The 26,016-nt window shown below is 65.0% G+C and carries 24 protein-coding genes and 1 tRNA gene; 3 read left to right on the top strand and 22 right to left on the bottom strand.

What is annotated here, in order from left to right; translation table 11 throughout:
- Nucleotides 1–29: 29 nt before the first annotated feature.
- The 16 genes from A7D16_RS00400 to rlmE form a co-directional block, all read right to left on the bottom strand.
- Complete coding sequence (locus tag A7D16_RS00400; RefSeq protein ID WP_409350100.1) at nt 30–1,343, bottom strand: methyl-accepting chemotaxis protein; 1,314 nt, start codon at nt 1,341–1,343, stop codon at nt 30–32.
- A gap of 172 nt (nt 1,344–1,515) precedes the next feature.
- Nucleotides 1,516–1,608, bottom strand: a tRNA-Ser gene (locus tag A7D16_RS00395).
- Between the two features lie 83 nt (nt 1,609–1,691).
- Nucleotides 1,692–1,904 (bottom strand): carbon storage regulator CsrA, encoded by a 213-nt coding sequence (gene csrA / locus A7D16_RS00390; RefSeq protein WP_064628764.1) that lies wholly within the window; start codon nt 1,902–1,904, stop codon nt 1,692–1,694.
- Between the two features lie 138 nt (nt 1,905–2,042).
- Nucleotides 2,043–4,691, bottom strand: coding sequence for an alanine--tRNA ligase (gene alaS, locus A7D16_RS00385; RefSeq protein ID WP_064628762.1), 2,649 nt, complete (start codon nt 4,689–4,691; stop codon nt 2,043–2,045).
- 101 nt (nt 4,692–4,792) lie between these two features.
- A complete protein-coding gene (recX, locus tag A7D16_RS00380; protein WP_064628760.1) occupies nt 4,793–5,281 on the bottom strand; it encodes a recombination regulator RecX in 489 nt (162 codons plus the stop codon).
- 270 nt (nt 5,282–5,551) lie between these two features.
- On the bottom strand, nt 5,552–6,586 hold the full coding sequence (gene recA, locus A7D16_RS00375; RefSeq protein ID WP_064628758.1) for a recombinase RecA: 1,035 nt from the start codon (nt 6,584–6,586) through the stop codon (nt 5,552–5,554).
- Nucleotides 6,587–6,758: 172 nt separating this feature from the next.
- Entirely contained in the window at nt 6,759–7,400 is a 642-nt protein-coding gene (lexA, locus tag A7D16_RS00370) for a transcriptional repressor LexA (protein ID WP_064628756.1), read from the bottom strand.
- Between the two features lie 87 nt (nt 7,401–7,487).
- On the bottom strand, nt 7,488–9,164 hold the full coding sequence (ubiB, locus tag A7D16_RS00365; protein WP_064628754.1) for a 2-polyprenylphenol 6-hydroxylase: 1,677 nt from the start codon (nt 9,162–9,164) through the stop codon (nt 7,488–7,490).
- 243 nt (nt 9,165–9,407) lie between these two features.
- Nucleotides 9,408–11,942 carry a TonB-dependent receptor gene (locus A7D16_RS00360; protein ID WP_064628752.1) on the bottom strand — a complete coding sequence of 845 codons (2,535 nt, stop codon included), beginning with the start codon at nt 11,940–11,942 and terminating at the stop codon, nt 9,408–9,410.
- 263 nt (nt 11,943–12,205) lie between these two features.
- Complete coding sequence (locus A7D16_RS00355; protein ID WP_064628750.1) at nt 12,206–12,700, bottom strand: CinA family protein; 495 nt, start codon at nt 12,698–12,700, stop codon at nt 12,206–12,208.
- A 418-nt stretch (nt 12,701–13,118) separates the two neighbouring features.
- Nucleotides 13,119–14,438: a ribosome rescue GTPase HflX gene (gene hflX, locus A7D16_RS00350; RefSeq protein WP_064628748.1), complete on the bottom strand. Its 1,320-nt coding sequence runs from the start codon at nt 14,436–14,438 to the stop codon at nt 13,119–13,121.
- An 11-nt stretch (nt 14,439–14,449) separates the two neighbouring features.
- The gene (gene hfq / locus A7D16_RS00345) at nt 14,450–14,728 is read right to left on the bottom strand and encodes an RNA chaperone Hfq (protein ID WP_005915027.1); all 279 of its coding nucleotides are present in this window, start codon (nt 14,726–14,728) and stop codon (nt 14,450–14,452) included.
- 77 nt (nt 14,729–14,805) lie between these two features.
- The gene (miaA, locus tag A7D16_RS00340; RefSeq protein ID WP_064628746.1) at nt 14,806–15,789 is read right to left on the bottom strand and encodes a tRNA (adenosine(37)-N6)-dimethylallyltransferase MiaA; all 984 of its coding nucleotides are present in this window, start codon (nt 15,787–15,789) and stop codon (nt 14,806–14,808) included.
- A complete protein-coding gene (gene folP, locus A7D16_RS00335) occupies nt 15,789–16,691 on the bottom strand; it encodes a dihydropteroate synthase (protein WP_064628744.1) in 903 nt (300 codons plus the stop codon). The genes miaA and folP overlap by 1 nt, the downstream gene beginning before the upstream one ends.
- A 128-nt stretch (nt 16,692–16,819) precedes the next feature.
- Nucleotides 16,820–18,760 carry an ATP-dependent zinc metalloprotease FtsH gene (gene ftsH, locus A7D16_RS00330; protein ID WP_010365695.1) on the bottom strand — a complete coding sequence of 647 codons (1,941 nt, stop codon included), beginning with the start codon at nt 18,758–18,760 and terminating at the stop codon, nt 16,820–16,822.
- 58 nt (nt 18,761–18,818) lie between these two features.
- Nucleotides 18,819–19,451, bottom strand: coding sequence for a 23S rRNA (uridine(2552)-2'-O)-methyltransferase RlmE (rlmE, locus tag A7D16_RS00325; protein ID WP_057678235.1), 633 nt, complete (start codon nt 19,449–19,451; stop codon nt 18,819–18,821).
- Nucleotides 19,452–19,517: 66 nt separating this feature from the next.
- Between rlmE and yhbY the strand changes: the two genes are divergently transcribed.
- Together yhbY and A7D16_RS00315 are read left to right on the top strand one after the other, a co-directional pair.
- On the top strand, nt 19,518–19,823 hold the full coding sequence (gene yhbY, locus A7D16_RS00320; protein WP_010365692.1) for a ribosome assembly RNA-binding protein YhbY: 306 nt from the start codon (nt 19,518–19,520) through the stop codon (nt 19,821–19,823).
- 15 nt (nt 19,824–19,838) lie between these two features.
- Nucleotides 19,839–20,213: an Mth938-like domain-containing protein gene (locus tag A7D16_RS00315; protein ID WP_064628742.1), complete on the top strand. Its 375-nt coding sequence runs from the start codon at nt 19,839–19,841 to the stop codon at nt 20,211–20,213.
- Nucleotides 20,214–20,401: 188 nt separating this feature from the next.
- Here the strand turns inward: A7D16_RS00315 and A7D16_RS00310 are convergent, their stop codons facing one another.
- From A7D16_RS00310 to surE, 4 genes are read right to left on the bottom strand one after another with little or no spacing between them, the layout of a single operon-like run.
- Nucleotides 20,402–21,178, bottom strand: a complete 777-nt coding sequence (locus tag A7D16_RS00310; protein ID WP_064628740.1) for a peptidoglycan DD-metalloendopeptidase family protein — start codon at nt 21,176–21,178, stop codon at nt 20,402–20,404.
- Entirely contained in the window at nt 21,175–21,789 is a 615-nt protein-coding gene (locus A7D16_RS00305) for a YqaA family protein (RefSeq protein ID WP_064628738.1), read from the bottom strand. Before A7D16_RS00305 ends, A7D16_RS00310 begins: the two co-directional genes overlap by 4 nt.
- Before the next feature lie 18 nt (nt 21,790–21,807).
- Entirely contained in the window at nt 21,808–22,488 is a 681-nt protein-coding gene (locus A7D16_RS00300) for a protein-L-isoaspartate(D-aspartate) O-methyltransferase (RefSeq protein ID WP_064628736.1), read from the bottom strand.
- Complete coding sequence (gene surE / locus A7D16_RS00295) at nt 22,485–23,264, bottom strand: 5'/3'-nucleotidase SurE (RefSeq protein ID WP_064628734.1); 780 nt, start codon at nt 23,262–23,264, stop codon at nt 22,485–22,487. The genes A7D16_RS00300 and surE overlap by 4 nt, the downstream gene beginning before the upstream one ends.
- A 100-nt stretch (nt 23,265–23,364) precedes the next feature.
- Here surE and A7D16_RS00290 point away from each other — a divergent pair, with 100 nt between their 5' ends.
- A complete protein-coding gene (locus A7D16_RS00290; protein ID WP_064628732.1) occupies nt 23,365–23,904 on the top strand; it encodes a Smr/MutS family protein in 540 nt (179 codons plus the stop codon).
- Nucleotides 23,905–24,166: 262 nt separating this feature from the next.
- Here A7D16_RS00290 and truD read toward each other — a convergent pair whose 3' ends face one another.
- A complete protein-coding gene (gene truD, locus A7D16_RS00285; protein WP_064628730.1) occupies nt 24,167–25,276 on the bottom strand; it encodes a tRNA pseudouridine(13) synthase TruD in 1,110 nt (369 codons plus the stop codon).
- A 246-nt stretch (nt 25,277–25,522) separates the two neighbouring features.
- Entirely contained in the window at nt 25,523–26,014 is a 492-nt protein-coding gene (ispF, locus tag A7D16_RS00280) for a 2-C-methyl-D-erythritol 2,4-cyclodiphosphate synthase (protein ID WP_064628728.1), read from the bottom strand.
- Nucleotides 26,015–26,016 lie beyond the last annotated feature (2 nt).

Genomic DNA, 26,016 nt, shown 5'->3' with positions numbered 1-26,016 from the left:
CGCGGTTTTGTTTTGTGCGCGCGACGCAATCACGCCGCCTTCGAGCCTGCATGCTGCGCAGCCGGCGCGTCCACATGCACCGCAGCGCCGCCCGCATCGCCATTGACCAAGGCGAACAGCGCATCCGCATCGCCTTCCAGCACGCGCGCCGAGCGCGCAAGATCGTCGACCATCTGCGCCTGGTCGCGCGCTTGCACACCGATCGACTGCAACGCGGTGTTCGCGGTGGAAATATCCTGGGCCTGGTCATGGCTGGCAGCGGCAATCTGCTCGACGGTCGCGGTAACGCGCAGGACCGAGGTCACCATGTCCTGCATCACCACACCGGCTTGCTCGGCCAGGCGCGAGCCATCGCCCACCTGATCGGTCGCGTTGTCGATCAGCGAGCGGATCTCCCTGGCTGACACGCTGCAACGCTGCGCCAGGCTGCGCACCTCGGTCGCCACCACGGCAAAACCACGTCCCTGCTCGCCGGCACGCGCCGCTTCCACCGCTGCGTTCAAGGCCAGGATGTTGGTCTGGAACGCGATGCCGTCGATCACCTCGATGATCTGCCCGATGCGATCGGTCGCCAAGCGGATGCCGGCAGTGGTCTTGACCACATCGGCGATGACATCGGCACCGCGCCACGCGACCGTGGCCGATTCTTCGGCCATGCGGCGCGCGGAACCTGCATTTTCAGCATTGGTGCGCACGGTCGCAGCCAGTTGATCGATCGTGCTTGAGGTCTGCGCCACCGCGGCGGACTGCAGCGACATGCGGCCGACCAACTCCTGGTTGCTGGCCGAAATATGGTGCGCCTCGCGCTGGACGTTCTGCGCAATGCTCATGGTCTGCCGCATCAGATCGCGCATACGCTCGGCCGAGCGCACCTGATCGGTCACGTCGGTCGCGTACTTGACCACCTTGTAGGGCCGCCCGAGCTCGTCGAGCACCGGGTTGTAGGACGCCTGGATCCACACTTCCCTGCCGTCCTTGCCGATGCACCGGTAACGGCCCGCATCGAAGGCGCCACGCCCGAGCGAACCCCAGAACGCGCGATACGCAGGCGACTGGCGCATGCTCGCATCCACGAACATGCCGTGGTGTTTTCGGCGAATGTCCTCCAGCCGGTAACCCATCATCACCTGCAGGAAATTTTGATTGGCCGCGAGCACCGTGCCGTCCAGCGAGAACTCGATGTAGGACTCGAGCGTCGCAGGAAAGAATCGATGCAAGCGCGTAGCGCAGCCAGTTCGAACGATCAAGTTGCCCAGACGCGCTATCGACAAACGATGCCGCGCGAAGCAAGAGCACGACCACGTTGCTGTGCACGCAGCGAGCTGAGCACGGTCCCGGAACACACTGGCAGAAATGCGCCAACGTCAGCGCGTATCAGCGGGTCCACTAGCGGCGTTGGCGACGGTTGCCGCCATCAGGATGCTGTGCGGCAGCCGCCAACGCGGCCACCACGAAAGTGCCTGCAGCACAAATAAAAACGCCCGCAAATCAGGGATTTGCGGGCGCCTAAAACACTGGCGGAGCGAGAGGGATTCGAACCCTCGATAGAGCTTTTGACCCTATACTCCCTTAGCAGGGGAGCCCCTTCAGCCGCTCGGGCATCGCTCCAGTTTTTGCTGCCTGCCGCGATGTCCGTGGCAGGCCGCGAAGAATACCGGGTAAGAGGGGCTAACGTAAACCCTTTACAACGATCAATTCGAAGAATCGTCGCAGTGATGCGCGCCGGAGGCAACCGGCTCATCCCCACGTTGGATGCGCTGATAGATTTCTTCGCGATGCACAGCCACATCCTTGGGTGCGTTGATACCGATGCGCACCTGATTGCCCTTGACGCCGAGAACGGTCACGGTGACCAAGTCGCCGATCATCAAGGTTTCGCCTACCCGGCGAGTGAGGATCAACATTTTACAAATCTCCTGGAACCGGTGGGTTTCCCACCAGCATCGACGGCCTCCTGAGTGAGACGCGCCCTAGGTAAGGGAATAGACCGGAAATGGTAGCGGGACATCCTGCCAGCCAGCAAGGCATAGCAGGACAAGTGTTCAGCCCAAGTGTTGCTTGACCCAGGAGGGCACACCGTCGAGTGCGGTCGCAAGGGCGGGCCCGTCCTCGCCACCACCCTGGGCGAGATCCGGACGGCCACCGCCCTTGCCCCCGATCTGACTGGCGATATGGCCGAGGAGTTCCCCTGCCTTCACCTTGCCGGTTGGGCTGCCGTTCACGCCGGCGACCAGCGCGACCTTGCCGCCAGACGCGCCCGCCAGCACGATCACCGAATCGCCAAGCTGTTGCTTGAGGCGATCCATCGCATCGCGCAGCGCCTTGGCATCGAAGCCTTCCAGCCGCACCGCGACAACCTTGACCCCAGCCACCTCGATCGCGCCAGCGCCCAGATCAGCCGTAGCACCGGACGCCAGTTTGGCCTTGAGCGATTCCAGCTCGCGCTCCAGCCGCTTCTGACGCTCGGTCAGTGCGCGCACCTTGTCCACCACCTCGTTGGCATTCCCGCCGAGCAGATGGGCTGCCTCGAACAAGCGGCGTTCTTCGTCGGCCACATAATCGAGCGCGCCCTGCCCGGTCACCGCTTCGATACGGCGCACACCCGACGACACGCCGCCTTCGGAGGTGATCTTGAACAGACCGATATCGCCGGTGCGGGTGACATGGGTGCCGCCACACAGCTCGGTGGAATAACCACCCATCTTCAGCACGCGGACGTTTTCGCCGTATTTCTCGCCAAACAGCGCCATCGCGCCAAAATCCAGCGCCTCCTGCATGGCCATGTTGTGCACTTCCACACCGTGATTGGTGCGCACTTCGGCGTTGACCTTGCGCTCGATGACAGCGAGCTCATCAGCGCTGATCGGCTGGAAGTGCGAGAAGTCGAAGCGCAGGCGATCGGGCGCGACCAGCGAGCCCTTCTGCTGCACATGCGTTCCCAGCACTTCGCGCAGCGCGGCGTGCAACAGGTGGGTGGCCGAATGATTGAGAATGGTCTTGCCGCGAAGTTGCGCATCGATACCGCCCGCCAGCACATCGCCAAGCGCGAGTGCGCCTTCGCCGATGCGGCCAACATGGCCATGGAACTGACCGGCGAACTTCTGGGTGTCGGCGACTTCGATCGATACGCCAGGGCCGCTCAGCTGGCCGCTATCGCCGACCTGGCCACCCGACTCGGCGTAGAACGGGGTGCGGTCGGTGAACACGATCACCTCGTCGCCCGCCTCCGCATGTTCGACCGGGCGGCCCTGCTTGAGCAATGCCACGACCTTGAGTGCATCGGCATCGTGCGCTTCGTAGCCCAGAAACACCGTCGGCGACATGCTCGCAACCAGGTCGGCCGGCAATGCCACGCCGCCGCCGAACTTGCCAGCCGCACGCGCCGTTTCGCGCTGGCGTTCCATGGCGAACTCGAAGCCCTCCATGTCCACGCGCAAGCCGCGCTCGCGCGCAATGTCCGACGTCAGATCGACCGGAAAACCGTAGGTGTCGAAGAGGCGGAACGCATCGGCACCGGGAATGACTTCCTGCGAGCGCGATGCGACTTCGTCGAAGATCTTCATGCCGGCATCCAGCGTCTCGGCAAAACGTTCTTCCTCGGCCAGCAACGCGCGCGCCACGGTGTCCCGCGCCACTACCAGCTCGGGATAGGCTTCGCCCATCAGCTCGACCAGCGTCGGCACCATCTTGCTGAAGAACGGCTGGCGCACGCCAAGCATCCAGCCATGACGCAGCGCACGCCGGATGATCCGGCGCAGCACATAACCGCGCCCTTCGTTGGAGGGCAGCACGCCGTCGACGATGAGGAACGAACAGGCACGGATGTGATCGGCGATCACCCGCAACGACTTGTTCTCCAGATCGGTGATGCCGGTCAGCGCGCTGGCCTTGCCGATCAACGCCTGGAACAGGTCGATCTCGTAGTTGGTGTGGACGTGCTGCAGGATCGCGGCCAGGCGCTCAAGCCCCATGCCGGTATCCACGCACGGCGCCGGCAGCGGCACCAGGGTACCGTCGGGCTGGCGATCGAACTGCATGAAGACCAGGTTCCAGATTTCGATAAAGCGGTCGCCATCTTCGTCCGGCGAACCCGGCGGACCACCGGCGATGTGATCGCCGTGGTCGAAGAAGATTTCGGTACACGGGCCGCATGGGCCGGTATCGGCCATCTGCCAGAAATTGTCCGACGCGTACGGCGCACCCTTGTTGTCGCCGATGCGCACGATGCGGCTTTCCGGAATGCCGATCATGTCGCGCCACAACGCGAAGGCTTCCTCGTCGGTGTGGTAGACGGTGACCAGCAAGCGGTCGGCCGGCAGCTTCCAGACCTGGGTCAGCAGCTCCCACGCCCAGGCGATGGCATCTTTCTTGAAATAGTCGCCGAACGACCAATTGCCGAGCATTTCGAAAAAGGTGTGGTGACGTGCGGTGTAGCCCACCGAATCCAGATCGTTGTGTTTGCCACCGGCACGCAAGCAGCGCTGCACATCCGCAGCGCGCACATAGCTGCGCTTTTCCGCGCCGAGGAAGACATCCTTGAACTGGACCATGCCGGAATTGGTGAACAGCAGGGTCGGGTCGTTGCCCGGCACCAGCGGCGCGGATGGCACGATGGTGTGGCCCTTCCCCTCGAAAAACGCGAGGAAGTCACTACGGATCTGGGATGTGCTGAATTTGGCAGGTGCGTTCATGAGCTGGCATTGGGCGGGCGGCAGTCCCGGTCACCCAATGAGATGTGGGCGCAGATGAGCGGAACAACCTGAATCCGCGAAGGGTAGCAGGCCTGACGCCCTCAGTCCTCAAGGTCGAAGCGCGTGGCGCTGCGAATGCTGTTGCCATCAAAACCACGCCGGGCCAGCAGATCGGCAGCCTTGCGCCGCTGTGGAAGGTCCACCGGGCCTTGTTCACCGAACCGGCGGCGGATCAGATCGCGCGCATTTTCGGTCCAATCGCCCTCAAAGGTCGCCATGGCGGCACTGATGGCGTCGCTATCCAGGCCATGGGTTCCAAGTTCGGCACGGATATGCAGCGGGCCATAACCCGAGCCGGCGCGATTCCGCACCACGGCGGCAGCGAAACGGGTGTCGTCCTGCCAGCCTTCATCGCTGAGACGGTCGACGGCTGCCTGCGCTGCGTCCGGCTCGATCCCGCGTGCCAGCAGCTTGCGGTTCAATTCCTTGCGCGAATGCTCGCGCCGCACCAACAGACCGAGTGCGCGCTGGACCGGCGTCTGCTCCTTGAACCGTCGCCCCCGCTTCGGTGCGGGCTCTTGCTCGTCCATCGTGTGGTGTCCTGAATCGCCAAAATCACACAGCAGCACATGCGCCATCCTTGGCGCCTGCCCTCCTGGCCTTCGATAGATCTACCGCGAGAAGCGACGGCACTGACTCCGCCGTCCTCGCGATAGAAAAACTTGAAATGTCGTCTGCCCCAAGCCCTGGCACCGGGTGCAAACGGAGGTTGCTGGAAGCGTCGCCTACCACTGGCACGCGACGATCCATCCATCACCATCGCCGACTCCCGGCGACGGACGATGTCTAGCAGCGAGAACTTATTCCTTCTCTGCGTCGTCGCCGGCTTCGCGCGGCGCTTCGGCAGGCTGGAACTTCTCGCGCAGCTCGGCTTCCAGCCGCACTGCAACCTGCGGGTTGTCGCGCAGGTAAGTACGCGCATTGTCCTTGCCCTGACCGATGCGCTCATCGCCATAGCTGTACCAAGCGCCGGCCTTGTCGACCAGCTTGGCCTCCACACCCATGTCGATCAGTTCGCCCTCGCGGCTGATGCCTTCGCCGTAGAGGATTTCGGTCACGACCTGCTTGAACGGAGGCGCCAGCTTGTTCTTGACGACCTTGATCTTGGTCTGGTTGCCGATGATCTCGTCGCCCTTCTTGATCGCGCCGATACGACGGATATCCAGACGCACCGAGGCGTAGAACTTCAGCGCATTGCCGCCGGTGGTCACTTCCGGGCTCTGGCCCGGCATCATGACGCCGATCTTCATGCGCAGCTGGTTGATGAAGACCACCAGCGTATTGGAGCGCTTGATGTTGCCGGTGAGCTTGCGCAGCGCCTGGCTCATCAGACGTGCCTGCAGGCCCGGCAGCTGGTCGCCCATTTCGCCTTCGATTTCTGCCTTCGGGGTCAGTGCGGCGACCGAGTCGATCACCACGATATCCACCGAGCTCGAACGCACCAGCATGTCGGCGATTTCCAGCGCCTGCTCGCCGGTATCCGGCTGCGACAGCAGCAGGTCGTCGACATTGACGCCCAGCTTGGCCGCATAGATCGGGTCCAGCGCATGCTCGGCGTCGATGAAGGCTGCGGTGCCGCCCAGCTTCTGACACTGGGCAATCGCCTGCAGGGTCAGGGTGGTCTTGCCCGAGGATTCCGGCCCGTAGATTTCGACCACGCGACCCTTCGGAAGGCCGCCGATCCCCAGGGCGATGTCCAGCATCAGCGAGCCGGTCGGAATGACTTCGACCGCCTCGATGACGCGGTCGCCCATACGCATGACCGAGCCCTTGCCGAATTGCTTTTCGATCTGGCTCAGTGCGGCGGAAAGGGCGCGCTTCTTGTTCTCGTCCATCTGGGTGATCCTCGTCAGTGATTTCGGTGTGGGGCTAATGTAGCGGCGGTGTATCGCACAGGCTGAGACTGCAGGCGACACACTCAGATTAGGGGGGCGAAATATCGCGCGGCAGCGGGAAATCCTGCAATGCCGGCTCGGGAAAAAGCCAGCGCTGCCATCGGCACAGACTTCAGCGGTTAGGCCTCAACAGCCCGCAATACAGGCCTTCGATGGCAAAATCCTGATCCGGCAGCACTTCGATCGGCGCGTAATCCGGGTTGCGCGGCAGCAGCCGGATCCGGTCCTTACCGATCTTCAGCAGCTTGACCGTGATCTCCTCGTCGATCCGCGCCACCACGATCTGCCCCGAGCGCGCGTCGCGGGTGCGGTGCACGCCGATCAGATCGCCGTTGAAGATGCCCTCGTCGCGCATCGAATCGCCCTGCACCTTGAGCAGGTAATCCGGCGAGGGCGAGAAGAACACCCGATCCAGCACCACGAAATCGTCCGAGCCGATGTCGGCACCGATCGGCAACCCCGCTGCAACGCGGCCCAACACCGGCAGACGCAGCACATCGTCGCGTACCGGCTCGCTCACCGGCGCTGTGCGCGCATGCGCGCCCTGCCCGGCCAGCCGGATCCCGCGGGCCTGACCTGGGACGCGGCGGATCGCACCGGCCTGTTCCAGCGCCTCAAGGTGGTACTGCGCGGCGCGCACGCCCTTGAAGCCGAACGCGCGTGCGATTTCGGTCTGCGAAGGCGGAACGCCATCGGCATCGATGCGCTCGGCGATCAAGGCCAGGATTGCTTGCTGGGTATCGGTCAGGTCCATGGTTAGTAGTATTACTACTAACGAGCGCCTGCGCAAGCGCTGGGCCACTTCCTGGTTACATGGCCCCGAGGTGCCTTGCGCAGCGTCCTAGCGCCGACTGCGCCAGATCGAGAACAGGATCCAGATGCCGCACAGCGCCGCGCCGATGAAGCCGCCCACGCCCAGCGCCAGCAACCAGCGGCTGGCACTGCCGCCGACACTATTCATTACGATCGAGGAGCCGATCACCAGTGCGGCAGTGACAATGCCCATCGTGAGCCGGTTGGCGGCGCGGTCGACCTGCTCGCCGAATTCGCGCAATGCGCGGGTCTCGATCTGCAATTGCAGCTTGCCGCGGCGTGCGGCCTGCAGCAGGCGCTTGAGATCGCGCGGCAGGTCGCCAAGCAGATCGATCGCGCCAGTCACGGTACGCCGGCCACGCCGCACGATTGCGCGCGGCGCATAGCGCTGCAGCACCACGCGTTCGAGATACGGGCGCGCCTCGGTAGCCATGTCGAAATCCGGGTCGAGCTGACGCCCCATGCCTTCGAGGGTAAGAAAAGCCTTGATCATCAGCGCCAGATCCGACGGCAGCGTCAGCCCGTGGTCGCGCAGGATCGAGGTGACGTCGCCCAGCATGGCGCCGATGCGCAGCTCTTTCAGCGGCACGCCGCGATACTCGTCGACAAATGCGCCGATGTCCTGCTGCAAGCGCGATTCGTCGATATCCAGGCTGGTTCCAGCCCATTCCAGCAGCACGTCGATCACCGCTTCGGCGTCGTAGCTGACCATGCCGTGCAGCAGTTGCGCCACCTGGAATCGGCGCTGCTCGGAGACACGCCCCACCATGCCGAAATCGATGACGGCGATGCGCCCGTCGCGCAGATAGAAAATGTTGCCCGGATGCGGGTCGGCGTGGAAGCAGCCGTCCTGCAGCACCATCTTCAGCACGATGCCGGCGCCGGCACGTGCGAGCGCCTTGCGGTCCAGGCCGGCCGCATCGACGGCGAGCAGATCGCGGCCTGGAATGCCGTCGATGAATTCCTGCACGTTGAGCGACTCGCAGGTCCACTCCCAGTACACCGCCGGCACCACCACCTGCGCATCGTGCGCGAAGTTGGCTGCGATGCGTTCGGCGTTGCGGCACTCGGCAGCGAAATCCAGCTCGCGTCGCAACGAGACGGTGAACTGTTGCACCACTTCGGCGGGGCGATAGCGCTTGAGATCCGGCGCGCGGGTCTCGACGATTTCGGCAAGCCGGGCGAGCAGGCGCAGGTCCGCATCGATGGTGTCGCCGATCCCGGGGCGGCGGATCTTCAGCACCACCGGCGTGCCATCGGCCAGCCACGCGCGATGCGTCTGTGCCAGCGATGCGGCCGCCAGCGGCTGTTCGTCCAGGCGCGCGAACACGCTCTCCGGTTGCATGCCGAGCGCGGCAACCAACTGCGGGCGGATCTGCTCGAACGGCAGCGCCGGCACCGCGTTCTGCAGCTCGCTCAATTCCTCGATCCACTCCGGCGGCAGCAGGTCCACGCGCGTGGCCAGCACCTGCCCGAGTTTGACGAAGGTCGGGCCGAGCTCTTCCAGTGCACGCCGCACCCGCATCGCCGCGGACATGCGCAACCGGCCCTCGGCGTTATGCCAGTGCAACAACCTGCCGGCGCGTTCGAGCACATCGGCCAGGCCGATACGCCGCACCACATCACCGAAGCCATAACGAATCAGGACCGAGGCGATTTCCTGCAGACGCCCGAGATCACGCACAGTGCCAAGCGCTTCCCACATCAGCGCACCGCCCGCAGACGCGTTGCACTAAGACGCGACGTGACACTGCACTGCGCAGCGGCCCACAGCGCTGGAGAAGATGAGACGGGAGCAAGCAACGAACGCATTGGCACACTGGTTGGCAACGAGGCCTTGTTTGTAGCCGATCTGTCTGCCGCTGTCGCGCCTTCGCCCGTTCGAAGCTCAGCGCAGGTTGCAACGCCTTACGCAATCTGCAGCGCGCATCAGCCAGATGCGCGCACCTCAGTAGCGCAAGCGCAGCGTCACGCCATAGGTGCGCGGCGCGCCTAGAAATGCATTCCACGAACCGGCCTGCAGCGGCGCATCGATGACGACCTGCCGATAGGTTTCATTGGTCAAATTTTCCGCCCACGCTTCCAGCAGCCACCGCTTGTTGTCGGCACCCAGGCCCAACCGCGCATTGAGCAAGGTGTAGCCCGGTTGCACCTTTTGCGGATCCAGATCGGTGCCTGCGTTGTAGGCGGAGCTGTACTTTGCCCCCAGGTGGAAACGGCTGGTCAGCTGATTGCCCAGCGCGTGCTCGTAGGTCACCGACAGGTTGGCCGACCAGCGCGGAGCGAAACTCAGACGGCTGCCGGGCAGCAGGGCCAGGTCCGCGTCCGGCAGTGGGTCATCGCCGTACGCGGTATCGGTGTAGCTGAGCCCGCCTTGCAGCATCAGGCCGGGCACGGCGCCCTGCCAGAGAAGTTCGGTATCGACACCGCGCGACACCACGCTGGGAATGGCGCGCACCACGAAACTGGTGCCGAGAAAATTGTTGAGCTGGAAATCGCTGAAATCCTGATAGAACAGCGTGGCGTTCAACAGCAGGTTGCCGCCGAGCCAGGTGGTCTTGGCGCCAAGTTCGTAACTATTGACGAACTCGCCCGGGAACGCGGTGTCGTCGACCGGCAGGATGCCTTGCACGCCGCTGGACAAGCCATTGGACGACTGCACGCGATCCAGATTGAAACCGCCGGCCTTGTAGCCGCGCGCGGCCGACACATAGGTCATCAGCGCATCGTTCCAGCGGTATGCCAGCTTGGCCGTTCCGGACCACTCACGCTCGGTGCGTTCCTGTTCGGTCAGGCGACCTGCCTGGGCGACGTTGGCCCATGGCAGACAGGTAAACCCGATCACCTGCGGGGCGATGGCCGGCACCGCCGATGCCGGCACGCCGCGTGCGACCAGCGCGGCGCCAATCCGCTGCACGGCGAGCGGGCTGACCTGACCATTGGGCGCGAAATAGCTCGCACAGGCGGGGCTGCCGTCAGGATTCTGAAATGCCGACTGCAATGCCTTGTTTTCGTAGGTGTAACGCAGCCCCACCAGGACATCCAGCGCATCGGTGGCATGCCAGGTGTTGTTGGTGAACAACGCGATGCTGCGTCCATCCTGTCGAAAACGGTCCTGGCTGCCCTGGCCGCGAAACAGCGTGCCGGCCGGCAATCCGGTGGTATCGGCCAGAAAGCGCGGTGCATCCGCACGCGCTGCCAGCGCCGGGTTGATGCGCGCAAGCAGCACGCTGGACAGGTAAGGCTCGTAGGCAGTACCGAAGCGATACGACTCGTTGCGGTGCAGGGTTTCGTCGGCATAGAACGCACCGACCATCCAGTCCACACGCGCGCTCGTCCCGGCAAGGCGCAGCTCCTGACTCACGGTCTTGAAGCCGGTCAGCATTTCGTCTTCGCGCGGGGCGCGGTACAGGATATCGGCGGTGCCGTAGTCGAAATCCAGGCCATTGACGGACTTCCAGTCGCGCACGGCGGTGATCGAGGTCAGGACCGCCTCGCCAAGCCAGGGCGTGGTCCAGTCGACATGCGCCGAAATGCCTTTGTCATCAATCCGCTGCCCAGTGCTGCGATTGCTGTAGGCGCGCCGGCGTTGCGGGTCGGCGCGCGCAATCGTGCCCTGTCCGCCCGGCGTCACTGCATCGATCAACGCGGCGGTGGGCCCGCGTTCGGTGGTCACGGTGACACAGCAGTTTTCATCGCGCGTGGTGTAGTCGGCAGCCAGGTTGATGTCGAGATCGTCGCTAGGCTCCCACAGCAGTTGCACCCGTGCGGTGCGCAGATTCTGGTCGCCGTCGTCGCCAGCGGTACGCGGGCCGGGGCCGGTCACCACCTGTTCGAAGCCATCGCGCTGCCGCCTGGCGGCATATACCCGCAAGGCGCTGGTGTCGCCCAAGGCATCGTTGAACGCGGCAGCAAGACCACGTGCACCATAGTTGCCAACGGTGATTTCCGCATCGGCGCTGCGGGTGAAGCTGGGGCGCCGGGTGACCACGTTGATGACGCCTGCCGAGGTGTTCTTGCCGAACACCGTACCCTGCGGCCCCTTCAGGACTTCGATACGTTCGAGTTCTCCAAGATCGGCAAAACCCACGCCATTCCGCGCGCGTGCCACGCCGTCGATGACCACGCCCACCGAGGATTCCAGCCCGGCGTTGTCGCCAACGGTGCCGATGCCGCGAATGCGCGCGGTGGTTTGCGCAGCGCTCTGACTGCTGGTCACGATCAGGCCCGGCACCAGCACCTGCAGTTCCTTGATGTCGTGCACGCCACTGTCCTGCAGCAGCAGCTCCGGCAGCACTGACACCACCACTGGCACGTTTTGCAGCGATTCCTCGCGCTTTTGCGCGGTAACGGTGAGCGCCGCCAAAGTGGCCGGTTCCTCCGGCCCTGCCTGCGTTGCGGTCTGCGCATACAGCGGCGCTGCGTGCGCAACGGCAAACAGTGCAAGCGCGAGCGCGCCACGGCGATGGTGTTCCGTGCTCATGCTTGTACCCCGAAAGAGAGCGAACGCGACGTGCTGCGGCAAGCGCCACCGCACGCGTGAGATCACACCTTACCGGGTTGAGCGCATCGAAAAAGCACAAACAGCAGAACATGCGCCGCGCACGACGAATGCACCGCAACCGATCGTGCATTGCAGACATGCATCAACGCCACGCCCCACTCAGCCGAACGAGAGAATGGCAGCGTTGAGGGTCACACTCTGTGCAACGCGCCAATGCGTGCCGACACATCTGTGCGTGGCTGTTAGAGCAGTGCGCTCAACCCACGCAATGCGGCGGCCACGGTCTGACGACGCACCGCATCGCGGTCGCCGTTGAACTGAAATAGTTGCGCCGTGGCATAGCCGCCGCGGCGCTTCCAGCCGATCCATACCGTGCCGACCGGCTTATCGTCGCTGCCGCCACCAGGCCCGGCGATGCCGGTCACCGCCACCGCGATGCTCGCGCCGGAATTGACCAACGCGCCAGAGACCATTTCGATCACGGTTTCGCGGCTGACCGCCCCGTGCACTTCCAGGGTCTGCGGGCGGACGCCGAGCAAGGCTTGCTTGGCCTCGTAGCTGTAGGCGGCCATGCCGCAATCGAACCAGTGCGAGGAGCCGGCGACATCGGTCACCGCCTTGGCAATCCAGCCGCCGGTACAGCTCTCGGCAGTAACCAGGCGCTCGCGCGCGCCAAGCAATTGCTGCCCGAGGACTTCGGCCAGCTGCTGCAGTTCGGAATCGGCGGAGACGGACATGGGCACGGTAATCGAGGAGCAGCGGACGTTTTAGCCCAATTCGTCGTCGCTGTCTGCGGCTGGCGTCGATTCCAGCGTGCTGCAAGGTGGCCCAGGTTCAGTGGCACTGTGCGGCCGACCGGCGGCGGTTCGAAACCAGTGGGCATCGGATGTACAGCGACCTAGCTGCGGCACGCCGTTGCACTGCAGGGCCGCAACGTCCAAGTCACTTGAGCGCCGCATCCATGGCGGAGCGTTGCTGAGGAAACCTGCGCTGCGAGGCGCCGTTACGCATGGAATCTGCCGCAGCGCCCAGGTCCACCGGCCCGGCCAGGCCAAGACCGGAGGTCGCAACTACCGCACGGAGACACGCACGCCCTGCCTGCCTGTTACATCGAAGCAGCAGCACAGTGGCGCCATGCCGACTGTGCTGCGTCCATCAGGCTTCCCAGTCTTCGCGGCGATCCGGCAGCATCGCGCGCAAGGGCGCGCCGTCCTCGCCAGCGGCCAGCCGTTCGGCTTCGACCATCGGCAGATCGACATCGAGCAACCAACCCTCCTCGTCGGACTGCTCGTTGCGCACCACTTCCAGCTGATGCAGCCTGGAACGCAGGCGGCCGGCTGATGGCGGTAGCCGCAGCTGGCCGGTCAGATGGCGCAGGTCCAGCCGCTGACCAAGCGCATGCTGCAATTCTTCCAGCCCACGCCCGTCGCGCGCCGACACCCAGACACGTTCGCGGCGTGCCGGGTCCGGAATGCCGTCCTGCGCATCGTGGCGCACTTCGGCGCCGTCGATCTTGTCGATCTTGTTGAACACCAACAGCTGCGGTAGATCGCCGGCACCAACGGCCTGCAACACTTCATCCACCTGCAGGATGCGTTCTTCGCGCAGCGGGTCGGCCGCATCGACGATATGCAACAGCAGATCGGCATCGCGCGCTTCGGACAGCGTCGAACGGAATGCGGCAACCAGTTCGTGCGGCAGATCGCGCACGAAGCCGACCGTGTCGGCAAGAATCGCGCTACCGCCCGGCAACGCGATGCGGCGCACGGTGGGATCGAGCGTGGCGAACAATTGATCGGCCACGTAAGCCCCTGCGCCGGTCAACGCATTGAACAGCGTCGACTTGCCGGCATTGGTGTAACCCACCAATGCAATGCGCGGCAGTTCGCTGCGCATCCGCGCGCGACGCATCTGGGTGCGCTGCACCTCGACTTTTTCCAGCCGCGCCTGCAACTGCTCGACGCGCTTTTGCAGCAGGCGGCGGTCGGTTTCCAGCTGGGTTTCGCCGGGGCCGCGCAGGCCGATCGAGCCGCCGCGCTGACGCTCCAGGTGGGTCCAGCCGCGGACCAGGCGGGTCGCCATGTGACGCAATTGCGCCAGCTCCACCTGCAGCTTGCCCTCGTGGCTGCGCGCGCGTTGCGCGAAGATGTCCAGGATCAGCCCGGTGCGGTCGATCACGCGCCGCTCCAGATACCGCTCGAGGTTGCGCTCCTGGCCGGGCGACAAGGTGTGATTGACCAACACCAGATCCGCGCCGGTGGCCTCGGCAGCGGCCTTGACCTCTTCCAGCTTGCCGCTACCGATCAAGGTCGACGGGCTAGGTTTATCGATGCGCGCGGTGAGCGTGGCCGCCACCGTGGCGCCCGCCGACTTTGCAAGGTCGGCGAACTCCTCAAGCACATCGTCTTCGGCAGGCCCACCGGAGTGGGTCTGTATCAACAACGCGTGTTCACCCTTGCGGGACCGATCAAACACGCACTACTCCGTTACTGCTCGACGTCGTCATCTTCCGCCTGATTGCCTTCATTGGATTGCACATACCCACCACCCGGGCCCACGCGCACGTTGCGCGCCGGCACCACCGTGGAAATAGCGTGCTTGTACACCATCTGACTCACGGTATTGCGCAGCAGGACCACGAATTGGTCGAACGACTCGATCGTGCCCTGCAGCTTGATGCCGTTGACCAGATACACCGACACCGGCACCCGCTCGCGCCGCAGCGCATTGAGGAATGGGTCCTGTAAAGATTGCCCCTTAGCCATCGAAAAATCCTCTTCATTATTGTTCTTATTGTCCCGGTCGACACCTGCCATCCCCAGCCGGCCCCGGAAACGGGATGTTACACGCCTGAAGCCTGCCGCACAGCGGGACGATCACCGAGGAAGCCGACAAGTGCGTCTTCCAATTGATGGCGATCACGCTCCGGGTCGAACCAGCGTGCGTCGAGCTCGCCACGCAGCCAGGTGAGTTGCCGTTTGGCCAGTTGCCGGGTCGCCTGCACCGCCTTATCGCGGAACTCGGACAGGCTGCCGGCGCCGTCCAGATACTCCCAGGCCTGCCGATAGCCCACCGCGCGCACTGCCGGCAGATCCAGCGGTGCGGCCACCGCCTGCATCTGTGGTAACGCCCGCAACTGCCGCACCTCTGCCAGAAAATCCTGCGCCAGCATGGCGTCCAGGCGGTGTTCGATGCGTGCATGCAGCACCGCACGCTCGCGTGGCGCCAGGACCGCCTTCAACACCCGCACCGGCAGCCGCGGCCCCGGCGGTAGCGCCTGCCAATAACTGATGGGCCGCCCGCTGACGCGGTAGACCTCCAGCGCCCGCTGGATCCGCTGCGGGTCGGTGGCGTGGATGCGTGCCGCCGCGACCGGGTCCACGCGTGCCAGCTGCGCGTGCAAGCCGGCCCAACCGAGTTGCTCGGCCTCGGCCGCGATGGACGCGCGCACCGCCTGGTCGGCCTCTGGCAATTGCGATAGGCCGTCCAGCAGCGCACGAAAATACAGCCCGGTGCCGCCAGCCAGAATCGGCAACTTGCCGCGTGCCACGATCTGCGCGATCGCCCGCCGCGCATCGGTGGCGAACTCCGCGGCCGAGTAGACCTGCCAGGGATCGCGCAGGTCGAGCAGATGATGCGGAACTGCTGCGCGCATCGCCGCGTCCGGTTTTGCCGCGCCGATCTCCAGACCGCGATACACCAATGCCGAATCGACGCTGACGATTTCCCCATCCCAGCGCTGTGCAGCTTCCAGCGCCAGCGCAGTCTTGCCGCTGGCAGTGGGGCCCATCAGGGCGATCGCCAAGGGGCGTTGGTCGGCAGGCATCAGTCCTCGTCCGGCCAACGGATCGTCGGCGCGGCCGGGGCGCTGACACGCGGGACGGGAATGGCCGCCATCGCGTTCCACACCTTCAACGCATCCACGGTCGCCGCCACATCGTGCACGCGCAGCAGCAGCGCACCGTGCTGTGCGGCGATCAGATGTGCAGCCACCGAGCCGTGGATGCGTTCGGCGGCGATCTCGCGGCCGGTCAACTCGCCGATGCTGCGCTTGCGCGACAGCCCCGCCAGCACCGGCAGGCCGAATTCCTGCAGTCGTTGTAGCTGCGCCAGCAAGGTGAGGTTATGCGTGGTGGTCTTGTCGAAGCCGAAACCCGGATCCAGTACCAGCCGGCGTTTGTCGATGCCGGCCATCTCGGCGGCGAAGATGCGCTCGGCCAGAAACCGGTGTACCTCGCCGACCACATCGTCATAGTGCGGCGTGTCCTGCATGGCGTGCGGTGCGCTGCGCGCATGCATCAGCACCACTGGGACGCGCAGCTCCGAGGCCGCTTCCAACGCGCCGGGCGAACGCAACGCATGGACGTCGTTGATCATGCCGGCGCCGGCCGCGACCGCTGCGCGCATGACGTCCGGTTTGAAGGTGTCCACGCTGATCGGCACGCTGGTGCGCTGCGCCAGCGCCGCGATCACCGGAATCACCCGCTGCAGTTCTTCTTCAACCGACACCGCCGTAGCGCCCGGGCGCGTGGATTCGCCGCCGATATCCAGCACCGCGGCGCCCTGTTCCACCAGCAACAGCCCATGCGCAATCGCCGCTTCGCAGGTCGCATGCTGGCCGCCGTCGGAGAACGAGTCGGGCGTGACATTGACGATCCCCATCACCTGCGGCGCATCCAGTCGCAGGCTGCGGCCGGCGCAATCGAGTGTGAGGGCGGTATCGAACATCGGGCAGTGTCTCCTGGGGTGGTTGCGATCGCTCGCACGCGGGCGCTGGCGCGGCCCGATAACGCATCAAGGCCGGGAATCGCTTCCCGGCCTTGACGGATGCCTGTGCAGATCAGCGTTTGACCGGCTTAGATCTGCTCGGCGGGCCCGGCGATCGGCGGCAACGGACGCGGGCTGCCCTTGTCGTTGTTGTTGCCACCGTCCTTGTCGGACTTGCCCCAACCCGCCGGCGGCGGCGGCTCGCGGCCTTCCATGATGGCGTCGATCTGCGGCACGTCGATGGTTTCGTACTGCAGCAACAGCTGCGACATGGCATGCAGCTTGTCCAGATTCTCGGTAAGGATGGTCTTGGTCTTGCTGTAGGCCTTGTCCAGGATCGAACGCACCACTTCGTCGATCTTGCGCGCGGTCTCGTCGGACACGTTCTTGTGCTGGGTCACCGAACGGCCCAGGAACACCTCGTCCTCTTCCTCGCCGTAGGCCACCGGGCCGAGCTCATCCGACAGGCCCCACTTGGTGACCATGTTGCGCGCCATCTTGGTGGCCCGCTCGATGTCGTTGGACGCACCGGTGGTGACCTTGTCGCCGCCGAAGATCAGTTCTTCTGCGACACGGCCGCCATACAGCGAGCACAGCTGCGACTCGATCGCCACGCGGTTCATCGAATAACGGTCGCCTTCCGGCAGATACATCGTCACGCCGAGTGCGCGGCCGCGCGGAATGATCGTGACCTTGTAGACCGGGTCGTGCTCCGGCACCAGGCGGCCAACGATGGCGTGGCCGGCTTCGTGATACGCGGTCAGCGTCTTTTCGTCTTCGCTCATGGCCATCGAACGACGTTCGGCGCCCATCAAAATCTTGTCGCGGGCACGGTCGAAGTGGTCCATACGGACTTCCTTCTCGCTGCCGCGTGCCGCGAACAATGCCGCTTCGTTGCACAGGTTGGCCAGATCGGCGCCCGAGAAGCCAGGAGTACCGCGGGCGATCACCATCGGCACCACGTCGTCGGCCAGCGGCAACTTGCGCATATGCACGCGCAGGATCTGCTCGCGACCCTTGACGTCCGGCAGCCCGACCACAACCTGGCGGTCGAAACGGCCCGGACGCAGCAGCGCCGGGTCCAGCACGTCGGGACGGTTGGTGGCCGCGATCACGATCACGCCTTCGCCGCCTTCAAAGCCGTCCATCTCGACCAGCAACTGGTTCAGGGTCTGCTCGCGCTCGTCGTGACCGCCGCCCAGACCGGCGCCGCGATGACGGCCCACCGCATCGATTTCGTCGATGAAGATGATGCACGGCGCATGCTTCTTGGCCTGCTCGAACATGTCGCGCACGCGGCTGGCACCGACACCGACGAACATTTCGACAAAGTCCGAGCCGGAGATGCTGAAGAACGGCACCTTGGCCTCGCCTGCGATCGCCTTGGCGAGCAGGGTCTTACCGGTACCCGGCGGGCCGACCATCAGCACGCCGCGCGGAATCTTGCCGCCCAGCTTGGTGAACTTGGTCGGGTCGCGCAGGAAGTCGACCAGCTCGCCGACTTCTTCCTTGGCCTCGTCGCAACCGGCGACGTCGGCAAAGGTGATCTTGACCTGGTCTTCGCCCTGCAATTTGGCGCGCGACTTGCCGAAGCTCATCGCACCCTTGGCACCGCCGCCACCGCCCTGCATCTGGCGCATGATGAACAGCCAGAAGCCGATGATGAGAATGACCGGCAGGAAGTTGAGCACCAGCGACCAGAAGCCCGGCCCGGTGGACGGCTTCTGGCGGGTCATTTCGATGTTCTTGCTGTACAGCACGTCGACCAGCTTGTCGTCGCGCGGACCGTAAACGGTGGCTTCGCTGCCGTCGGTGCGCTTGAAGCGGATCGCATTGACTGCGAGGTTGGTCTCATCGGTGTAGTCCACCGACTTGACGCGCCCGGAGTCCACTTCTTTCAGGAACTGGGTGTAGGTGATCGAGTCGGGGCCGACGCCGCCTGCCATCCGCGGCGAGAAGCTCTGGAAGACAACCATCAGCACAACTGCGACGACCACCCACAGCAGCAGATTCTTGGTCAAGTCGTTCATCCTCATTGGCTCCGGTGCCCTCTACTCTTATGCTTGAAATACGGTGGTCGTTGGCAGCTTACTTGATCTGGACACGCTTGCCCTGACCGAGCGCATAAACTTCCGGGGAGCGCTTGCGCGAGGCCGCCGGCTTGCGAATCGTCACCTTGTCATAGCGGCGGCGAAGCTCGCGAATGTAGTCGTCGGACCCAACACCCTGGAACAGCTTGATCAGGAACGCCCCGCCCGGCTTGAGGTGGGTGTCGGCAAATTCCATCGCCAGTTCCGCCAGGTGCATCATCCGCGGTTGGTCGACCGCATCCATGCCACTCTTATTGGGGGCCATATCGGACAGAACAAGGTCCACCGGCACATCGCCCAGCATCGCTTCGAATTGCGATAGGACGGCCTGCTCCCTGAAGTCGCCGTGAAGGAACTCCACACCGGCCAGGGCCGGCATGTCCAGGATGTCCAGCGCCACCACCCTGCCGCTGTCACCCATGGACTTGCGCACCTGCTGCGACCAGCCGCCGGGCGCCGCGCCCAGATCGACCACCACCATGCCCGGTTTGAGCAGCCGGTCGCGCTGCAGCAGCTCTTCCAGCTTGTAGGCCGCGCGCGAGCGCATGCCCTCGGCCTGGGCCTTCTTCACATAAGGGTCGGCGAAGTGTTCCTTGAGCCAGCGCTGGCTGCTTTTACTGCGGGAAGGCATTGGCAACGGGGGTCCGAACGGGTCGCCATGATACCCTGAACACCCTTTGCTTCCCTTCGATCCTGCATGTCCATTGTTCTCACCTCCGCCCAGAACCGTTTCCTGCGCGGCCAGGCCCACGATCTCAAGGCACTGCTGCAAACCGGCGGTAAAGGGGTCACGCCGGCATTTCTGGCCGAACTCGAGGAAGTGCTCGAGCGCCACGAACTGATCAAGGTGAAGGTGGCCTCGGAGGATCGTGAGACCCGCGATGCGCTGATTGCAGAGCTGATCGAGCAGACCGGCAGTGCGCTGGTGCAACGCATCGGCCATGTCGCCATCCTGTACCGCCCCAGCAAGGAAAAGCGCCAGATCGTGCTGCCGCGCGGCTGAGCCAACGAGTTCGTCATGCCCTTAAGTCAGGAACACCCCGATTACGCCTATGCGCTGCGCGCGGCCGATGGCCGCCATGCGAAGGTGAACGACCAGATTCTGCAGCAGAGCTTCATCCTGATGCCGGACGAGCTGGTGGAGCGTTGGCCGGTGCAATCCCTGGAGCAACTCCAGGCGAGCGATATGGACGCAGTGCTGGCGCTCAGCCCGGCAGTGATCCTGCTCGGCACCGGCGAGCGTCAGCAGTTTCCGAAGACCGAGGTTCTGGCGGCCTGCCTGACCCGCGGCATCGGCCTGGAAGCGATGACCAACGCCGCCGCCGCACGCACCTACAACGTGCTGGCCAGCGAAGGCCGCCGGGTCGCGTTGGCGATGGTGTTGCCGGGCTGATGGGTTGAGGCGGGATGTGGGAATCGGGAGTGGGGATTGGTAGGAGCGGGCTTTAGCAAGGCTGCGCGTTTAATCACCAGACCGGACCAATGCGTCAATTGGCGGCCAACTGCCAAGGCGAAAAACGCGCTCCCTGCCCCGGTACGAACAGCCAGGGCTGTTGCGAATACCGAATCCCGACTCCCCAATCATTTTTTCGGCAAATACAGCAGCGGATCCACCGGCTTGCCGTTGTAGCGGATCTCGAAGTGCAACATGTCGCGCGCTGCGCCGCTGCGGCCCATTTCGGCGATCTGCTGGCCAGCCTTGACGCTCTGTCCCTCGTTGAGCAGGCGCTTGCGGTTGTGCCCGTACGCGGATAACCACTGGTCATTGTGCTTGATGATGATCAGCTCGCCATAGCCGACCAGGCCGGCGCCGGAATACACCACCACGCCATCGGCGGCAGCGCGCACGGCCTGGCCGCTGGCGCCGGCAATGTCCACGCCCTGCTTGGTGGTTTCGCCGGTGACGAAGGTGCCGACCACCACGCCATCGGCCGGCCAGCGCCACGGGAACCCGCTGCTGACCGGTGCGACGATCGGCGCGGCCGGACGCGGCGGAACCACGGTGCCGGCAACCGGTGCGCTGGCACCCGGCTTGCTGGCACCGCCCGGGTACAACTTGAGGGTCTGGCCGGGATAGATGGTGTTCGGTGAGGACAGCCCGTTCCAGGCAGCCAGATCCGGCGCAGTGATGTTGGTCCGGCGCGAGATGGCATAGAGCGTGTCGCCGCGCTGGACGGTCACCGTCGCACCCGGGCGCGGCACCGATGGCCGTGGCGCCGCGTTTGGACGCGAGGATGCCGCACCACCGCCGGCTCCAGGCGAACGCACCACCGTGGCACTGCTGCAGGCAGTGAGGCCGGCTGCGACCAGGAGCATGACTGCTGTCTTACGTACCGAATTCATTTGCAACTTGCTCATCCGTTCGTTGTTTTCCACACCAGCCACCCTGCGCCGACTGCCAGCACCGCCATTGCCACCCATCCCAACGGTTCGATCCAGCGGTGCAGCGCCGCCTCGGCACGCGCACCGCCCAGGCGGATCGCACCGGCAACCAGATACACGCGCTTGCCGCGACCGACCAGCATGCTGGCGATGAACGGCAGGATCGGCACGCCGACCACGCCCGAAGCCCAGGTAAAGATCTTCAGCGGGATCGGCGTGAAGCCGACCAGCACCAGTGCCCAGAACGCCTTCCACGGCGACTCGGCCACCAGCGCGCGCAAAGTTTCGATCTGCGTCTGGATCTTTGCGCTCCAGCCCAGCCATTCGATCAACGGCTGCAATGCCGCAAACGCGAAATGGCCCAGCAGATAACCGACCAATGCACCGCAGATCGAGCCCAGCAGGCTCAAGGTTGCAAACCATAGCGCGCGTTTGGGTTCGGCCAGCGACATCGGCGCCAGCATCACTTCCGGCGGCACCGGAAAGATGAAGCCCTCCACGAAGCTGAGGCCGGTCAACAGCGCCGGTGCGCGGCGATGACGCGACCAACGGATGGCCACGTCGTACAACGGCCCGAAAATCTTCATCGAGGAACTCTCATGGGATCAATCCAGCATGCCCGACAACAGCGGGACGAACGTGACCGGGGCCAGAACCTGTTGTTCGATCGTGCCATCGGCCCCGCGGGTGAGCTGCACCAACGATTGCGACGAGGCGCCACCGACCGGGGCGACCAGGCGCCCGCCGACCGCCAGTTGATCGACCAGGGCATCGACCAGCGCCGGTGCCGCAGCGGTCACCACGATGGCGTCGTAGGGCCCATGCTCGGGCCAGCCGATGCGGCCATCGTCGTGCTTGCTGCGCACGTTCATGCCCAGATGCCGGAAGCGCTTGCGCGCCTGCCGCAGCAGGTCGCCGATGCGCTCGACGGTGTACACCTCCAGCCCCAGCGCGGCCAGGATCGCGCCCTGGTAGCCGGAGCCGGTGCCCACTTCGAGCACCTTGGTCGGTGCCACCTGCAGCACGGCCTCGGTCATGCGCGCCACCACCCAGGGCTGGGAGATGGTCTGGCCGTGGCCGATCGGCAGCGCGGTGTCTTCGTAGGCGCGCGAGGCCAGCGCCTCATCGATGAACAGATGGCGCGGCACGGTGCGCATGGCATTGAGCGTGGCCTCGTCCTGGATGCCGGCCTCGCGCAGCCGCTCGACCAGGCGGTCGCGCACGCGTTGCGAGGTCATGCCGATGCCGACCGATTCCGGTTGCAGCATGCGCAGCCTCGGCGTCATGCCGGTGCATCCAGCGAGGCGGTCAGCCCACCGACCCAACCGGCCACCGTCTCCAGCGCCTGATAGCGGGTGAGATCGACGTGGATCGGCGTGATCGAGATATGCCCGGTGCGCACGGCATGGAAATCGGTGCCAGCGCCGGCGTCCTGCTCCGGCCCGGCCGGGCCGACCCAGTAGACGGTACGGCCGCGCGGATCGCGCTGCGGCACGCACGGTTCGGACCGGTGGCGATTGCCGAGTCGGGTCACTTCGAATCCGAGCACTGCCGACCAGGCCAGATCCGGCACATTGACGTTGAGAATGGTGTCGGCAGGCAAGGGGTCGGACTTCAGGCGCGCCACGATCTCTACCGCAGCGCGCGCGGCGGTTTCGTAGTGATGCGCTTCGTGGTTATGCGTCACCAGCGAGACCGCCACCGCGGGCAGGCCCAGAAAACGGCCTTCCATCGCGGCGGACACGGTGCCCGAATAGATCACATCGTCGCCCAGATTGGCCGAGTTGTTGATGCCGGAGACCACGATGTCGGGGTCGTAATCCAGCATGCCGGTGAGTGCCAGATGCACGCAGTCGGTCGGCGTGCCGGCCACTGCGCAGGTCTGCGCGTCGATGCGGCGGGTGCGGATCGGCACATCCAGGGTCAGCGAATTGCTGGCGCCGGAGCGGTCGCGGTCGGGCGCGACCACCATCACCTCATGACCGGCATGGCGCAGCGCCTCGGCCAATATCTGGATGCCGGGGGCGTCGACACCGTCGTCGTTGCTAACCAGTACGCGCATGAGACTCCTCGGAAAACCCGGCCATGATACCGGAATGCGTCCTGCGCCTTCGCGCTTGATCTTCGCGTGCGTCTGCGCTTGAACCGGGTACGCTGTGGTGATGTCGCACCCTGAAGACGAAGACGACGGCGCGTTGTTCCGCGCAGCGATCGGCGCGGTCAAGCCGATTCGTGAAGTCGCCCCACCGGCCAACGCCAAGCCGCGCCCCAAGCCACGCGCGCGCATGGCCGAGCGCGACGAGGCGCAAGCGCACACCGAATTTGCGCGCCTGTTACGTGACAGCGCGCCACTGGAAGCCGGCGACACCGCCAGTTACCGGCGCGAGAATCTTCCCACCCGATTGTTTCAACGGCTCAAGCGCGGGCAGTTTTCGGTACAGGACGAACTGGATCTGCACGGTGCCACCGCAACGCAGGCCGAGGCCTTGTTACGCCAGTTCCTGCAGGAAGCGCATGCGCACGAATATGGTTGCGTGCGCATCATCCACGGCAAGGGCCTGCAGTCCGACAACGGTGCGCCCGTGCTGAAGAACCTGATGGACCGGCTGCTGCGTCAACGCAACGACGTGCTGGCATTTCATTCGGCGCCCCCCACGCAGGGCGGCACCGGCGCGCTGCTGGTGTTGCTGGCGCGGCGCTAGACGGATTGCGGCGAGCGCATGACGCGCGGCGTAGAAGTGCAATTGCGCGCGTTGATGCGGTCACGGGAACGCCTGGCCCGTGTGGGTCGCATTGATGCGGGTGATGCTTGTTTGGCAGGCTTGTGCAGCTCACCCCCGGTCAATGCCCCGACTATCGGCCTTATGGTGATGGCCGTCGCGGCCAGGGCCGTTCCTGCGCGAGCAACGGCATTAGGTCGCGATCGACCGCTGCGCGATGCGAGCGACCGGCGGCCGCATGTCGTCATTCTTCGGCGCGCACGCCAGCATTGAAACGGCCTGCGTCGGACACCTCGCCCAATTCCCACAGCACTGCGGTGGCGTAGCAACCAGGTGGCAGCGCGAATTCGAGCTGCAGGGTCTGCGCCTCCAGCCATCGGTGCTCCAGACCTTGCGGACGCAAGCGCAACGCGCGGCGTTCCTGCTTCAAGCCTGCGGCTTCCAGGCCGAAGCGCAGTGCTTCCGATTGCGGGTCGGACAACGCGCCCTGCTCCACCGCTGCCGCCTGATCGGTCGAGCGCAACGCGCCAGCGCCCCACAATGGGCCACTGGGATGGATATCGAAACGTGCCAGCCGCTCTGCCAGCGCCTCGCTCCACGGCTCCGGGCCGAAAACGCTGCGCGAGCCGTCCAGCATCCATGCCTCGCCGTCCAGCGCGCCATCCCAACTGCCCTGCGCCACGCGTGCGCCGAGCACGCGATTGAACAAGGCCGAGCGCGCCGCCGACAGCAGCATCGAGCGTTGATCGTTGCGCAGCCGCCGCTTCGATGCCGGCGCGGGCAACAATGTTCCATCGGCCGCTTGCACATGGCCGAACATCGCCAGCGCAGCCGCCACGTTGCCGCCATCGCGACCGAAGCGCTGTTCGCCGAACCAGTTGGGGATGCCGCGTGCGGCAATTGCCTGCAAGCGTTGCTCGATCGCCTCGCGCTCGCCTTGCACCTGGCGCAGCGTCAGCACGAATCGGTTGCCGTGCAGCGCGCCGCGTTGCAGCTTGCGGTTGTGCCAGGTGCTGTCGACCACCTGCATCTCGCCATCGTCCAGCGCTGCGATATCCGGTGCGATGCGCTTGGGCAGATGCACGCTGAAGCGCTGGGTGGTCACTGCATGGCGATCCTTCAAGCCCGCATAGCTGACGCCCATCTCGGCAATGCCCGCCCAATGCGCGAGCTTCTTGGCGATATAGGCCGTGTTCTGGCCACGCTTGCGCACCGTGAGCAACAAATGCTCACCTTCGCCCGAAGGCTCGAAGGCCGGTAATTCATCGACCTGGAAATCTTCGGGCGTGCTGCGCATTACCGCACTGAGGACTGCAGCGCCATGTGCGCGCGGCAGAAAAGAGGTATCGCTCATGCTGTGATTACCTTCGCGCCGACAGATCGTGCGCAGTGTGCCGAGGGCCTCGGCGCGGTGGTGTCGCGTTGCGACGCCGAGACGCGCCCGTGTGCATGCGAGTGGATGCGGCGAAAAACCTGGCCGGTGGTCGTCAGATGCGCGTGGACGAGATGCGCGCTACGACGGCGTAAGTGTGATGCACGCGCTACCGAGCACCGGCCGCGCCGACTTGGTGGTTGGCGCGGCTGCCTTACTCGTCCTCCGTCAGGCAGCGATCCTGCCCAGCAACACCGCAGCCTGTGCAGCGATGCCTTCGCCGCGGCCGGTGAAGCCCAGCTGTTCGCTGGTGGTGGCCTTGATGCTGACCGCATCCAGTTCGATCGCCAACAGGCCGGCGATGCGTTCGCGCATGGCCAGCGCGTGCGGGCCGACCTTGGGGCGCTCGCAGATCACGGTGATGTCGGCATTGCCGACGCGCCAGCCGCGCTCGCGCAGCAAGCCGTCGCAATGCTGCAGGAACTGCGCGCTGTCGGCGTCTTTCCAGCGTTCGTCGGAGGGCGGGAAGTGCCGGCCGATGTCGCCCAGCGCCAGTGCGCCCAGCATCGCATCGCACAGCGCGTGCAACACCACATCGCCATCGCTGTGGGCGAGTACGCCGTGACTGTGCGCCACGCGCACCCCGCCGAGCATCACATGGTCGCCAGGGCCGAACGCATGCACGTCATAACCTTGGCCGATTCGGAAATTGAAGGACATGG

The sequence above is a fragment of the Xanthomonas nasturtii genome, assembly GCF_001660815.1.
GTDB classification, from domain to species: Bacteria; Pseudomonadota; Gammaproteobacteria; order Xanthomonadales; family Xanthomonadaceae; genus Xanthomonas; species Xanthomonas nasturtii.
Note: the sequence above shows the minus strand (reverse complement) of the source record. Positions and strands in the feature narration are given on the sequence as shown.

What these genes read in the sequence shown, in the direction of transcription:
- A7D16_RS00310 (WP_064628740.1), bottom strand. Translation starts at nt 21,178, where the DNA reads ATGAGCAAGTTGCAAATGAATTCGGTACGTAAGACAGCAGTCATGCTC.
- ftsH (WP_010365695.1), bottom strand. Translation starts at nt 18,760, where the DNA reads ATGAACGACTTGACCAAGAATCTGCTGCTGTGGGTGGTCGTCGCAGTT.
- csrA (WP_064628764.1), bottom strand. Translation starts at nt 1,904, where the DNA reads ATGTTGATCCTCACTCGCCGGGTAGGCGAAACCTTGATGATCGGCGAC.
- ubiB (WP_064628754.1), bottom strand. Translation starts at nt 9,164, where the DNA reads ATGTGGGAAGCGCTTGGCACTGTGCGTGATCTCGGGCGTCTGCAGGAA.
- recA (WP_064628758.1), bottom strand. Translation starts at nt 6,586, where the DNA reads ATGGACGAGAACAAGAAGCGCGCCCTTTCCGCCGCACTGAGCCAGATC.
- folP (WP_064628744.1), bottom strand. Translation starts at nt 16,691, where the DNA reads ATGTTCGATACCGCCCTCACACTCGATTGCGCCGGCCGCAGCCTGCGA.
- A7D16_RS00360 (WP_064628752.1), bottom strand. Translation starts at nt 11,942, where the DNA reads ATGAGCACGGAACACCATCGCCGTGGCGCGCTCGCGCTTGCACTGTTT.
- A7D16_RS00300 (WP_064628736.1), bottom strand. Translation starts at nt 22,488, where the DNA reads ATGACGCCGAGGCTGCGCATGCTGCAACCGGAATCGGTCGGCATCGGC.
- alaS (WP_064628762.1), bottom strand. Translation starts at nt 4,691, where the DNA reads ATGAACGCACCTGCCAAATTCAGCACATCCCAGATCCGTAGTGACTTC.
- A7D16_RS00305 (WP_064628738.1), bottom strand. Translation starts at nt 21,789, where the DNA reads ATGAAGATTTTCGGGCCGTTGTACGACGTGGCCATCCGTTGGTCGCGT.
- ispF (WP_064628728.1), bottom strand. Translation starts at nt 26,014, where the DNA reads ATGTCCTTCAATTTCCGAATCGGCCAAGGTTATGACGTGCATGCGTTC.
- lexA (WP_064628756.1), bottom strand. Translation starts at nt 7,400, where the DNA reads ATGGACCTGACCGATACCCAGCAAGCAATCCTGGCCTTGATCGCCGAG.
- recX (WP_064628760.1), bottom strand. Translation starts at nt 5,281, where the DNA reads ATGGACGAGCAAGAGCCCGCACCGAAGCGGGGGCGACGGTTCAAGGAG.
- surE (WP_064628734.1), bottom strand. Translation starts at nt 23,264, where the DNA reads ATGCGCGTACTGGTTAGCAACGACGACGGTGTCGACGCCCCCGGCATC.
- truD (WP_064628730.1), bottom strand. Translation starts at nt 25,276, where the DNA reads ATGAGCGATACCTCTTTTCTGCCGCGCGCACATGGCGCTGCAGTCCTC.
- A7D16_RS00315 (WP_064628742.1), top strand. Translation starts at nt 19,839, where the DNA reads ATGCCCTTAAGTCAGGAACACCCCGATTACGCCTATGCGCTGCGCGCG.
- yhbY (WP_010365692.1), top strand. Translation starts at nt 19,518, where the DNA reads ATGTCCATTGTTCTCACCTCCGCCCAGAACCGTTTCCTGCGCGGCCAG.
- rlmE (WP_057678235.1), bottom strand. Translation starts at nt 19,451, where the DNA reads ATGCCTTCCCGCAGTAAAAGCAGCCAGCGCTGGCTCAAGGAACACTTC.
- miaA (WP_064628746.1), bottom strand. Translation starts at nt 15,789, where the DNA reads ATGCCTGCCGACCAACGCCCCTTGGCGATCGCCCTGATGGGCCCCACT.
- A7D16_RS00290 (WP_064628732.1), top strand. Translation starts at nt 23,365, where the DNA reads ATGTCGCACCCTGAAGACGAAGACGACGGCGCGTTGTTCCGCGCAGCG.
- hfq (WP_005915027.1), bottom strand. Translation starts at nt 14,728, where the DNA reads ATGGCTAAGGGGCAATCTTTACAGGACCCATTCCTCAATGCGCTGCGG.
- A7D16_RS00355 (WP_064628750.1), bottom strand. Translation starts at nt 12,700, where the DNA reads ATGTCCGTCTCCGCCGATTCCGAACTGCAGCAGCTGGCCGAAGTCCTC.